Annotated in this window: 11 protein-coding genes; 4 read left to right on the forward strand and 7 right to left on the reverse strand. The window is 39.7% G+C overall.

Annotated features, from left to right (window positions below; translation table 11 throughout):
* Positions 1–305: 305 nt before the first annotated feature.
* A complete protein-coding gene (locus tag AC2JBO_RS00950) occupies positions 306–1,391 on the reverse strand; it encodes an acyl-CoA dehydrogenase family protein (protein ID WP_496951741.1) in 1,086 nt (361 codons plus the stop codon).
* 427 nt (positions 1,392–1,818) lie between these two features.
* Between AC2JBO_RS00950 and cpcB the strand changes: the two genes are divergently transcribed.
* The 4 genes from cpcB to AC2JBO_RS00970 all read left to right on the forward strand — a co-directional run bounded on the left by cpcB (position 1,819) and on the right by AC2JBO_RS00970 (position 5,839).
* Positions 1,819–2,340, forward strand: coding sequence for a C-phycocyanin subunit beta (gene cpcB / locus AC2JBO_RS00955; RefSeq protein WP_496951742.1), 522 nt, complete (start codon positions 1,819–1,821; stop codon positions 2,338–2,340).
* A gap of 66 nt (positions 2,341–2,406) precedes the next feature.
* Positions 2,407–2,898: a C-phycocyanin subunit alpha gene (cpcA, locus tag AC2JBO_RS00960; protein WP_496951743.1), complete on the forward strand. Its 492-nt coding sequence runs from the start codon at positions 2,407–2,409 to the stop codon at positions 2,896–2,898.
* Between the two features lie 436 nt (positions 2,899–3,334).
* Positions 3,335–4,762: a BCD family MFS transporter gene (locus tag AC2JBO_RS00965; protein WP_496951744.1), complete on the forward strand. Its 1,428-nt coding sequence runs from the start codon at positions 3,335–3,337 to the stop codon at positions 4,760–4,762.
* 282 nt (positions 4,763–5,044) lie between these two features.
* Positions 5,045–5,839: an inositol monophosphatase family protein gene (locus tag AC2JBO_RS00970; protein ID WP_496951745.1), complete on the forward strand. Its 795-nt coding sequence runs from the start codon at positions 5,045–5,047 to the stop codon at positions 5,837–5,839.
* 216 nt (positions 5,840–6,055) lie between these two features.
* On the opposite strand, the gene AC2JBO_RS00975 is transcribed toward AC2JBO_RS00970, so the two are convergent.
* The 6 genes from AC2JBO_RS00975 to AC2JBO_RS01000 form a co-directional block, all read right to left on the reverse strand.
* Positions 6,056–7,177 (reverse strand): amidohydrolase family protein, encoded by a 1,122-nt coding sequence (locus AC2JBO_RS00975; RefSeq protein ID WP_496951746.1) that lies wholly within the window; start codon positions 7,175–7,177, stop codon positions 6,056–6,058.
* A gap of 18 nt (positions 7,178–7,195) precedes the next feature.
* Positions 7,196–8,545, reverse strand: coding sequence for a glutamine synthetase family protein (locus tag AC2JBO_RS00980; RefSeq protein WP_496951747.1), 1,350 nt, complete (start codon positions 8,543–8,545; stop codon positions 7,196–7,198).
* Positions 8,546–8,987: 442 nt separating this feature from the next.
* Complete coding sequence (locus tag AC2JBO_RS00985; RefSeq protein WP_496951748.1) at positions 8,988–9,536, reverse strand: P-loop NTPase family protein; 549 nt, start codon at positions 9,534–9,536, stop codon at positions 8,988–8,990.
* Between the two features lie 125 nt (positions 9,537–9,661).
* Positions 9,662–10,891 carry a DUF4336 domain-containing protein gene (locus tag AC2JBO_RS00990; RefSeq protein WP_496951804.1) on the reverse strand — a complete coding sequence of 410 codons (1,230 nt, stop codon included), beginning with the start codon at positions 10,889–10,891 and terminating at the stop codon, positions 9,662–9,664.
* 69 nt (positions 10,892–10,960) lie between these two features.
* Entirely contained in the window at positions 10,961–11,599 is a 639-nt protein-coding gene (locus AC2JBO_RS00995) for a DUF1294 domain-containing protein (RefSeq protein WP_496951749.1), read from the reverse strand.
* 229 nt (positions 11,600–11,828) lie between these two features.
* Positions 11,829–12,734 (reverse strand): ChaN family lipoprotein, encoded by a 906-nt coding sequence (locus AC2JBO_RS01000; protein WP_496951750.1) that lies wholly within the window; start codon positions 12,732–12,734, stop codon positions 11,829–11,831.
* Positions 12,735–12,737: the final 3 nt, after the last annotated feature.

The following is a 12,737-nucleotide window of genomic DNA, read 5'->3' on the forward strand; positions in this document are numbered from 1 at the left end:
CAGTAATCATGTCATTTTCGTTACAAAACTTGAGTAACCATATAAATACTGATAAATCTTAAGTTAATCAAATAAATTTTTAATTTCTATTGTCATCATAATTAAGGACGCTTAATTGATGAATAACATACAAAGCTTATTACCAAAGCTGTTTTTATGCATTAAAATGTTTTAAAAGTATAAATAATGTCATGCTGAACATAGTGAAGTATCTTATAATCAAGACTTTCAAGATTTTTCGCTACGTTCAGAATGACATTTTATACAATGGTAAAGTCTTAGCACTTTTCACGAAAGCAAAAGTTTTACATTTGCTTAAATGCACTGGCGCCGAAACCTGGAAGAATATTAGCTGTTTGTTGAAGCTCTTGTTCAAGTTGCATGATAGTTGGCGCCATTACAGGTAAAAATGAGACTTCCCGCAGTCGTCGAGCAGTGCCACTAGGTTTTAAATAAGCATTCGTACCTTTTGCTTCTAGCTCTAACCAAACAGCGTCTAATGCTAGTCTGGTTAAACCTATTCGTAGTTCTAATATCTCACGTTCTGATGGGTTGAAGTTTAACAAAGTACCCAGTTTCCAAATTTGAGCTTCTAACTGAGTTAGTGTGAAAAAGTTATATCTAAGACGATTAATTAATGCTTCTTCGTTGTTTCCGTCTGTGCTTTGTAACGTTTCTTGTAGTGACCGTCGCGTTATCCCAAGTGCTAATGCACTCTGCATAAGTATTAATTTTGGACGAATTTGTGACAGTAATACATCAGCATTTTCACTGATTATCCATTGACGAGACAAATTTACTTTATTTAAATGCAGTGTGCTTGTCCATGATGCTTGCAACCCTAATAACTGTAAATCATCTCCCCGTTGTATCTCTTTAGCTTTAGATGGAACAACGACGAGCAATGTTTTTCCATCATCCGTTTTTGCCTTGACTACTACAAAAAAGTTTTTTGGTTGCAGGTTAGATACCCACGGTAGGAAACCTTCCAGAGTTACTGTGTCTCTAGAAAGTGATGCTTTTACTTGTGAGTCGTCAACAAAATCTTCTATTACCGTGGCGCCTGAGCATTCTGCCCGCAGAATTTTTGGCAGTATCTGCGAATTTAACCAATGATTGGAACCTGATATTAAATATTCAATGAATGTTCGTTGGCACCAAAATACAAATCCGCTTGTCAAACACTGTTCTGAAACAGTGGCAATTTCTTCAACTGTACTCAGTAATGCCCCACCCGACCCACCAAGATTTTCTGGTACACCATGTACTAATTTTCCTGAAGAAGAAAGCATATCCAGCGATGAAGCTACACTGCACCCAGATACCCCTTCATTCAACCATCCAGCCTTTTCTGCCAAAGATAATTCGATAGTTCTATGCTGGCTAACCATTGATGATTCTCCTTGAATCTAAATTTGATGACATGAGGATGACAATGGGCGCCCTTATCAAAAACCTGTTGAAAAACCCTTAATATTACACTGCCCTGGTTCGCCCCTGACCAAATACAATGTCCTTAATCTCAAATAAAATACTGTTTATCGATAGACTTTAAGTACTTTATGATATTTACTTTGTCACGAGTTTCTCCAAAACGCAAGTGCATAAAATCTCAATAATTTCGCTATAAACAGTGCTGGAGAGCGATTATTCACTGCTTTACACCATTTACAAACAAATTTCTTAATAAAAGTTAATAAAAAAAGTCTTTTGCGTTTGCACACACCTGTGGCATACTAACAGTCAGAAAGTACGGTAAATCGATGTAATTGCCGTATTAACTAAGATGTTATTGAATAAAGCAAGGAGATTAGAGCAATGGTACTAGATGCATTTACTAAGGTTGTTGCCCAAGCAGACACACGTGGGGAATACCTGAATAATGGGCAGTTGGATGCTCTGCTGAATCTTGTCAGAGATGGAAATAAGCGCGTAGATGTTGTCAATCGGATTTCGAGCAATGCTTCGTCGATTGTTGCAAATGCTGCACGCTCGTTGTTTGAAGAACAACCTCAACTGATAGCTCCAGGTGGTAATGCTTATACTAGTCGTCGTGCAGCTGCTTGCTTACGAGATTTAGAAATCATCTTGCGTTATGTGACTTACGCCATATTTGCAGGTGATACTAGCGTGTTAGATGACCGCGCTCTGAATGGATTGCGAGAAACTTATTTAGCGCTTGGAACTCCCGGAGCATCAGTAGCTGTTGGAATTCAGAAGCTCAAAGAAGCTTCACTTGCGATTGCAGGTGACCCAAATGGAATTACTCGTGGTGATTGCAGCGCTTTACTTTCTGAAGTGGCTAGTTACTTTGACCGCGCGGCATCAGCAGTTGGATAAATCTGAATTAAACAACTTAAACTTTTTACCTTAGTACACATACACAATCAGGGAGATTATCAAATCATGTCTAAAACCCCTTTAACAGAAGCAATTGCAACAGCAGATTCGCAAGGTCGCTTTCTGAGCAGCACTGAATTTCAAGTCGCTTTCGGACGATTTCGACAAGCAGCAGCTTCACTTGAAGCGGTGAAAAGTTTGTCTAGTAGAGCGCAAAGTCTTGCTGAATCTGCTGCAAACGCTGTGTACCAGAAGTTTCCTTACACGACTCAACTGCAAGGTCCGAACTACGCATCAGACGCACGTGGTAAGCAAAAATGCGTGCGTGATATTGGTTACTATCTGCGGATTATTACATATGCATTAGTTGCAGGTGGTACAGGTCCAATTGATGACTATCTGGTTGCTGGTTTAGCTGAAATCAACAAAACTTTTGAATTGTCTCCTAGCTGGTATATTGAAGCTCTGAAACATATCAAAGCTAATCATGGTCTAACTGGAGACCCAGCTGTAGAAGCCAATTCTTACATTGATTATGTAATCAACGTTTTGAGCTAGTTGTTGCCTCAAAGCTTTCCGTGGCAGATAGGGTAGTCCTCCTTATCTGCCATACTTTCCTCGGTCTTTCAAGGACTCCCTAAATTCCGGTAATAATGTTCTCCTACTTCTGCTTGACGGGTAGTAGATAGTTCTAAGCGTTACTATCTACTACCTGTTTTTGTATATAAATTCATTGTTGTTTGTTTGTAACCAATAATTCATCCGTTACATCCGTTGTATCCGTTGCAAATTTATAGTTTCTCAGTCATTTTTGTTGGGTCTCGCATAAAGGCAAACTACGTTAACGTTCCTCGACCCAACCTACGAACATTATAGTTAGTGCATAAGAACTTGATGGAAAAAGTTTATTTCTGATTTCACTCTTGTGCTGGGGGCGTTTATCCTAGAACAAGATAAGAAAACTTTTATTCGCCCCTATATACAACTAAGCACAATGGCTAGCGGAAATTTATCAAGTTCGGATTACAATGCACATAGTCTCCCAAAAGTCGATACTTTAACGATGTTTCGGCTGGGCTTTTTTCAAATGGCTCTAGGGATAATGTCAGTTTTGACGCTGGGTGTGCTTAACCGCATCATGATTGATGAACTAAAGGTTCCAGCGTTAATTACAGCACTGGCAATTGCGATGCATCAATTTGTTGCTCCGGTTCGCATATGGTTTGGACAAATTTCTGACTCGAAGCCATTCTTAGGATATCATCGTACAGGTTATATATGGTTAGGCGCCGCTTTATTTGCGGTTGCGGCATTTTTAGCTGTGCAGGTTGTTTGGCTTCTCGGCGCCAGTTTGCAACCTGGAGGCGCCTGGACAAGTCAAACTACAATGTGGGTAGCACTGCTAGGGTTAATATTTGCTGTATATGGAATTGCATTGAGTGCTAGCTCTACACCTTTCACAGCACTACTTGTAGATATTTCTGACGAAGACAACCGCTCCAAACTAGTCGGTATTGTTTGGTCGATGTTAATGGTGGGTATTATTATTGGCGCCATAACTAGCGGTAGCTTACTAAAACAAATCGAGCTAAACGCACCAGTTGAAGTCATTCAAACCCAAGTCAGCCGCTTATTTATAATAGTACCAGCAGTTGCATTACTGCTGTGTATTATTGCAACAGTCGGTGTTGAGAAAAAATACTCGCGTCTTTCTCAACGTTCTGCACCAACTGTTCGAGAAGATAAAATTACTCTAGGTCAAGCATTCAGCATCTTAACTGCCAGTCGCCAAACAGGAATATTTTTCACCTTCTTACTCGTAATGACCATCAGTTTATTTATGCAAGACGCGGTGATGGAACCTTACGGGGGCGAAGTATTTAAAATGACAATTGCCGAAACTACAAAATTAAATGCATTTTTTGGAACCGGGACGCTGTTTGGTTTAGCCTTAACCGGACTTTTAATAGCGCCACGTATTGGTAAAAAAACTACCACAAAATTTGGATGTATCGGCGTTGCAATTTGCTTTATACTACTTATCTTCGCCGGAGTAACAGCTAACCCAAAATTACTACAATTTTGTTTAATATTATTTGGGTTTGCTTCTGGTATCACGACGACAGGCGCCCTAAGTTTAATGTTAGACCTAACCGCCGCCGAAACAGCAGGAACATTTGTAGGCGCCTGGGGTTTAGCACAAGCTATGTCGCGCGCGCTAGCAACAGTATCAGGAGGCGCCGTATTAAATCTTGGTAAAAATATTTTCAGTACACCGTTACTGCCATACGCATTAGTCTTTACAGTCCAATCAATTGGCATGATAGCAGCACTATCGTTTTTAGCGCGCGTTAACGTTAGTGAATTTCAACGTGATGCAAAAAACACAATGGCTGCAATTTTAGAACAAGAATTAGATTAAAAGTGCGTGACGCCATAACAATCGTAAGATAAAACAAATGAACTAGTAGCGTCACGCACCTTACTTACTGGTATTTTCGATAGTTTTCCAGTCAGTAAATTTCAGCGCAACGCAAAAGACGCAATGGCTTCAATTTTGGAACAAGAATTGGATTAACATTTATGAGGCGCGGAGTTCTAACTCCGCGCCTCCGCTCCTCGTAAGGTGCGTGACGCGACTAGTTCGTTAGTTTCACTTTACGATTGTTATGGCGTCACGCACCCTACCTCCCAACCTTAAAAAATGATAGATTTTTGGACAACAATTCTTGAATTTGCTCAAACAACCTGTGAAACAGTTGGTAATCAACTTCTTCAAGATTTTGGAAAAGTGCAAGCTGACGAAAAAGCTGATGGAAGTTTAGTTACCAAAGCTGATAAATGGGCAGACCAAACAATTCGTGATGCTATAGTTTCTAATTTTAAGGATTACGGTATTTTAACTGAAGAAGGTAATAAAGTATTGCCTGATACTGAGTGGTGCTGGGTAATTGACCCACTTGATGGTACTACAAACTTCGCGCGCGGTCTTCCACTCTGGTCAATTTCACTAGGTTTACTGTATCAAGGCACACCTATTTTCGGTTTTGTTTACGTTCCAACATTGAGAGAATTTTATCATGGATATTACTCAGGTAATTCCGGATTAAATACACCTATAGGCGCCTTTCGTAATAATCATCCTATACATACAAGTAACGATGCACCAAGCGGCAACCATTTTTTCAACGTTTGTTCGCGCAGTACTTCTGTAATTCAAAAAGACTTCCCATGTAAAATAAGGATGCTGGGAGTAGCAAGCTATAATTTTCTTACTGTCGCGACTGGCGCCGTACTAGGTGGTATTGAAGCCACACCCAAAATATGGGATATAGCAGCAGCATGGGTTATCGTTCAAGCAGCAGGTGGTACATGGATACCTCTAAAATCACAGCCTTTCCCTGCAAAACCAGAAGTTGATTACAGTAATATTTCCTATCCAACTCTTGTTTTAAGTCGTTCGGAATTATTACCTACCTTTAAACCTTTTTTAAGCTGAAGGCTTGTAGGTTGGGTGGAGGCTTTGCTTAACCCAACTTACAATAGATTTAGATGTAGTAGAGAATATTTCTCCTCTAGAACCTTTTAAAACCTACGACTTGCCAACTCCATATGATTATTTTGGAACTGGCGCAGTTTTGATGGAAGCCTTTAAACAATCGGATGTTGCCCAATAATAACGTATGCGATTCAAGTATTCAATAACCAGTACCACTCATACTACAACTTGGTAGAGAAATAAAGCATTTTCGCGTAAAATTGCCACAGCGCTCGCTTCAGCTTCCGCAACAGTAATGTCAGAATCTGTAACTGCTTGCCACAGCACTTCTCCTAACAGTTGGCGCCCCCATTTTGCACCCAAGTAGTACAATTCTGGAATTGAGTGGGCATCAGAAGCATACATTAATTTGGTAGTGGGAGTTAATTCTAATAACTGTCTAATAGTTTCCCGCATCCCAGAGACACTTAAAAAGGGTACTGCCAACCCAAAATCTAAATAAACTTGAGGATATACAGAAGCTAAATAACCAGCCTCCCGCATATAAGGATAGGAAGCATGTAGCAATACTATTGGTACACGGGAATACTCTGGAGATTCTAGTAATTGTCGCAAATATAAGGGATTAGCCAATCGTAAATCTAAGTCGGGGTCGCCATAGCCAGTATGTAATTGCACTGGGAGACGATATTTCGCTGCTACTAATAAAGCATGTTGCAGCAAAAAATCAATCAGGGGTTTATCTGTAAGTCGTATTGTTTGAGTTGGCGAATTTTGTTTGAGGTTTTCAAAATGAACCTTAGCCACCTCGAAAGCTACAGGTTGAATATCCAAACCACTTCGATAACAGGCAATACTTTTAAAACCAACTACTCCAAGTGGTGGCGGGTCAAGTTCGCTGTTGAATCTGGCTAAAAAAGTGTTAAAATCTGGTGATTGTGAAATTAGCTGTTCTGCTAACTGTTCTAATCTCAAAATTCGTCGTACAGTAGTAAATCTTTCATGCCACGATAGAGGTAAGATAGCTTCTGGTTGTAAACCATCGTCTAAATAAATCCCTTCTATATTGGCAGCTTTAAAATAAATATTTGTTAGCTCTTCTAAACCTAAACTTTGGCGCCGTGCTAAAATTTCTGTTTCTTCTGCTTCACAGTTTAACAAAGCGGCAACCTCGCGCAGGCTACGCCGATAAAAAAAGGTATAACGGGCATGATGATTAATAATTTCTGGATGATAACTTTCTGTAAAGGCAGCTGCATAAGGGTATTGAGCAGCTACCTCTGGTTTTAATATGTTGTGGGCGTGTTGGTCAATTAAAGGAATATCAGCTAAATTCATTGTGCAAATTAAACATCATTAATATTTTTCTAATAATGTATTCACTTCTGTCTTTAATTCCCAATCTTTCATCGCTTGCCACTCTGCAGTACGAACTGCTAAGAAAGCTTGCGCTAACTGAGGATTTAAAGCTGTTAATAAAATATTGTCTTGCTGGAGATGAGTTATTGCTTCTCCTAGATTATCTGGTAATCGATCTATTTGATTAGCATTAAGTTCTTCAATTGATAAATATCCTGGGTCTTGATTTACTGGGTTTCCAGGCGCCAGACCACACTGCACACCATCAAGACCAGCAGCAATTAATGCACCTAAAGCTAAGTAAGGATTAGCTGAGGCATCTACAGTTTTTAATTCCAAGTGGCTGGGACAGTTCAAACTAGGGTCACTGGGAACTCTCACAGATGCTTCTCTATTATCTATTCCCCAACACCGAAAAGCTCCGCTCCAACTATGAGGACGAATGCGGCGGTAAGAATTAGTACTTGGAGTAGTTATTGCCATCAGTGCTGGTAAATGTTGCAGAATACCACCGATAAATTGTAATGCCACTGGAGATAGACCACAGATGCCTTGTGGGTCGGGTAAGAGGTTTTTTTCATCACGCCAAAGGCTAAAATGAATGTGACAACCGCTACCAGGTGCATCCGCAAAAATTTTGGGTAAGAATGAAGCAGTGAGTTTATGGCGCCAGGAAATTGCTTTAACAGTTTCTCGAAAAGCAATCTGCCAATCAGCTGCTTGCAAAGCATTAGTGTAGCGTATAGAAATTTCATGCTGACCAGGTCCAGATTCTGGATAATATTGTTCTACTGGTATGCCTTGAGCGATAAGTGCATCGGCAATCTCATCAATTACTTCATAGTTGATATCCATTGCTTGAGTTGAGGCAAACACTGTGGAGTCAGCAGAAATAATACCTTCAGGTGTCTGTCGCAGCAAGTAAAACTCGTTTTCAAAAGCTGCCCGCACTTCCAAACCTTGAGACTTAGCAGCTGCAATCATTCGCTTCAAAAAATCTCGCGGACATAACGCCCAAGGAGAACCATTTAATATCATATTGCCCATAGCACGAGCATGGTTAGGAGTATAAGGTAAAGACTGTAGGCTAGACCAATCTGCTACTAAGCGAATTTCACCTACTGGACCTAAATCAGTTTCTGGTACAACTGCATCATACATCACAGGAATTCCCTGCTGTCCTGCGGAAATACCTACCCCATGCTCAAAGTAGTGAGATAGCATCTCCAAATGTACGGCTTTGCCACGGATAATATTGGCATTATCACACCAAAGAAATCGTACAAATTTAACACCAGTTTCTTGAAGAAATTTATATATTTCTTTTAAATTATTCTTTTCATCCATTGCTAATTATCTTTAATATTTTTTAACTTTTGTAAAGCATAAATTATTACCACCTTATCATTATCATTAATCAGCATTTTTTTCAATAAATAGCAACTAATTTACATGGTGTGTTGTAGTATGTAGGGTGCGTCAAAGCTATTAGGGTCTTCAAGAAAACGAAAAATCATGTGCTTTGACGCACCATCCATTGCTCGTGTCGGTGCGTGACGCTACAAGTCTCTTCATATTGAGTGAAATTTTTCGTAGCGTCACACACCCTACCATACCGTAACGGTAGGCGCCCGCCACGCTTACTATTGGCGCCTACACACCAAAACTATTGACACGAACCACTACTGGTCTGTGTCAATTAATTTGGTCGGCTCACGGCGTCTCGCCTGACCGCGCGCACAGGCGAGACACCTATGCTACAACACACCAAAACTATTGACACGAACCACTACTGCCTTTGTGGTAAATTGTGAGCGTTAGTATCATTTTGAATTAATTCCAAAAATTGCGAAATCTGTTTAGTCGAGCGAATGTGATAAACACTTTTGATGCTTTTTACTTGCTTGATATACTCACGATATTTTGGAGTCAAATGTTTATGACATAACCATAGTACGCGATAACTAAGTAACGAACTCTCCAATATTGGACTATTTTCAGGCCATCCTTCTGGCGATTTAAAGTAACCTGTGATTAATCGTTTAGTTACCAACCAGAAATGTACATACAGTGGTAGATCGACAAAAATCAGACTATCAGCCTCGTTTAGTTGTAGCCAAATTGTTTCCATGCAACCAAACCCGTCAATAATCCATCTGTCATTAGCTAAAATTTGTTGATGCGCGCGCTTATAATCTTCATATGGAACTTCAGCATCCTCTGATTGATGTTTTATCTTGTCCAAAACGTAAAGTGGCAAACCAGTGATTTCTGATAACCTCTTGCTTAGAGTTGATTTACCGCCTCCAGCATTGCCAAACACCGCTACTTTTTGCATACAATTACTTAAATTTAAAAATTTTAAGGTATCGAAAGCCCTGCTTTTTAATGCTGACTTGCCCTAAATGTTTAACGGCAGGGATGCCCGTTCCACAAGAGGTAAATTTTTATTTACAACAGGTGTTAAACTTTTTCTTTTGGTGGTGTAGCCATACCACGTTGGACGAGATTTGCTTCGAGGTCTTTAATAAATTTAAAGTCTTCTTCTACTAAGGGTTCGTTTGCACATCCAAATGCTTGACTCGTAGAAGAGTTTTGTTCTAGGAAGGCGAAGCTGTTGCGGAATTCGTGCGGTGTTGTTTGAATTGGGGAATCAAAGTGGCAGGATATTATACGCGCGAAGTTCCATGTGGCTATTTTATCTGCCCAATCGAGTACTTGCTTTGGCGCCTGTGGTAAAATAAGGGTTTGTAAAATGGGTGCGACAAATGGGCGCCCATAAGCACGCAAAGCCTTAAAAGACTCTTGCCAGTTGTCTTTCCAGCGAAATGGAAAGAAGCCAAAGTATGCTTTTCTAGATTTATCAGGTGCTTTTAAAGCATCACGCAGTGACTCCCATGTTCCAGCTACTTGCAAAGCACTGGGACGGAAATATATTGAAAATAATGCTATGCGCTGCCATCCTTTGCGACGGTTTGCTGCGTTGTCTTCTATAACTTCAGTGGAATTATCTCGCGCGTGAAATAATAAAGCATATGGGTCTAGTTGAGCTATTTCTGGCGGTTCTTCAGGAATAGATAATGCACAATCACATACAAGCAATGTACGCGAACTTTTGTGAAACATTGCAACTTCGACGAAAGAACCACGCCCCAAATTTATATCTAGCACTGTATAATCAAAATCGTCTTTAAAAGGCGCCATTTCTACATCAGTTGGTAGTTCCTGAGTTCTCTTTTGAGGAAACCCTAGCCAACCTAGCGGTAAATTAAACGGAAAACTCCATTGGTGAGGGGCAACAAATACTTGTGCTGTAGGAAAACATCGTGCAAACGGACCAACAAATACTTTATGCTCTAAGCCTGAACTAGTTGGCAATATTATGTATTTAACATCACCATGCTTTGCCACTATCTCATTAACCATACGTACACATTCACGGGTTGGCGCCACTGGTGCATATACAAGAAGACCACCTGCTTTTAATTTTACAACCATCATCCGAATCGGTGTAATAGTGTAAAGAATACCGTGAAGCTGGTCGAAAGTCCAAATCGTATCTTTTATTACTTCTTTCTTCACAGTCCGGCGCCTGCCGTAAGGATAAAATGGTACGGCAAACCAAAATGGCCAAGACCAATCTTTTGAATCTTCGTTTTTAGATTTCAAGCTAAATTTATCATTCGCTGTCATCATAACCCTTACTTAAACAACCACCTACTATCTATATCTATATTTCTAGCAAGGTTTATGAGAACTATCTTAATAAAGGTTTACCCAAAGTAGCCATCCTAACCAAAGCGCATAATGAATCACAACAATTGTCCAGAATACAGCTTGATACGAACTTTTACTACTTTTATGATACAAAATTTGTTGGGCAATAAATCCTCCAAACCATCCACCTGCAAGTTCAAACAAATGTAACGTCTTTTCTGACGTTCTCCATCCTCCGTGTTTAGCACGAGATTTATCATCAGCGTACAGACCAAATGTCAATAAACTCATCACAGCATAGACAATGAGTGGAAACATAATGGTAGTTGTTAATGCAAAATGAATAGCCCCGAATAACGGTAAACTAGACACCAGCATTGTTTTGAATATTGGAAATTTAGATAAAGACCTTTTACATACAGCTTTGTTGCTATTAGATGAAATTTTTGATAATGCATTTTCGTTTGCACCCTCAATCAAAGCGTTACTGGCGCGAACTTTCCCACCTTTGTCAGGTACAACGTTATAGTAAATAGTGTCGCCTACTATTGGGCGCCGACTTGTGTCTTTAAGATCAGAAATGTGTAGAAAAACTTGTTTGCTCGCGTCTACAGGTTGTATAAATCCAAACCCTCGCTCATCTTTCCATCTTACAAGCTGTCCTTTTTGCAAACCGGGTTTCATGCACAAACCTTACGGAATTTAGTAAAAAATTGCCTAGCCACTTATTATACTCAGGATTAAGCGAATAATGCTTTGCTTTGTATCCTTTAAATGGAACGATAGATTCGCTGAAAACATTTGATAAATTTTGTATATTTTGTGACAAATTGTGTTGACGTGATATGCGTCACAACAATATTGAGATCATTTTTAGCACCTATTAGTACGTTTAAATTACTATTCTGTCCCTCTACTGGTGCCAAATAAAGTCAGCTATTTGTTTATTTATGGGTAGATTATCATCTAATGGTGGACTTAATAGTACTGAATACTGAGTTATTTGTTTATCTTGTAGGCGCCGTTCTACACGGCTAGGAATACCATAATTGTAGACTATGTGTCCTTGTCCAGCTAAAACAACAATTTGATAATCGCGATTAGTTTTTAGGGAATTGGCAATACTCTCTGCCATTGTCTCATCCCATAAAACTTGTGCAAGGAAAAATCTTTCTGCGCTATTGCTTTTTCCATGTCCTGCACTTTGATGCGCTTCAAATGCGGCTAAAACCATTTTGCGGTATTCTTCTGGAGAGGTGCGAATTTCTGAAAATGGTGGTATCAACTTACTCTCTTCGAGTGTTAAGCTTTCTAAACCTTGACGCGAAACTTTACGGGTAATTTCTGCGGGAGTGTTTGTTGCTAAAACTGGTATTTTATTCTCTTTAGCATATCTTAGAATGGGGGCGTATAATGAGTACTCAAAACCCCAGCGTTGTTCATACTCGGTTTGCTTAACCAGTTCTTCTTCGGTTATTTTACCTGCTAAGTACTCATTAATAACGTTTTGGAAGGGGCGCTGAAACATTTCCATTGCGATAGCAACTTTTTTGTTTCGTTTATATAATTCCTGAATAATTTTCAACTGGTTTTCGTGGTCAGATGCGCTATCATGCGTCTCTCCTAAATATATTACGTTTGCCCGTGCGATTTGTGCAACGAGTTGAGTGACGCTGTTAACGCACTTACTCAAAGGAAAACGAGTTTCACAGGTTTTTGCGTTTTGTGGTAAGGCGCCTACTGGTAAAGTAGAAAGCACAAAACATCCGAATGTTAAGACAAATATTCGTGTCAAGTTTAGTGTAAAGGTTTTATTCATTCT

It is taken from the genome of Calothrix sp. CBUCES-K 9914, assembly GCF_059640475.1.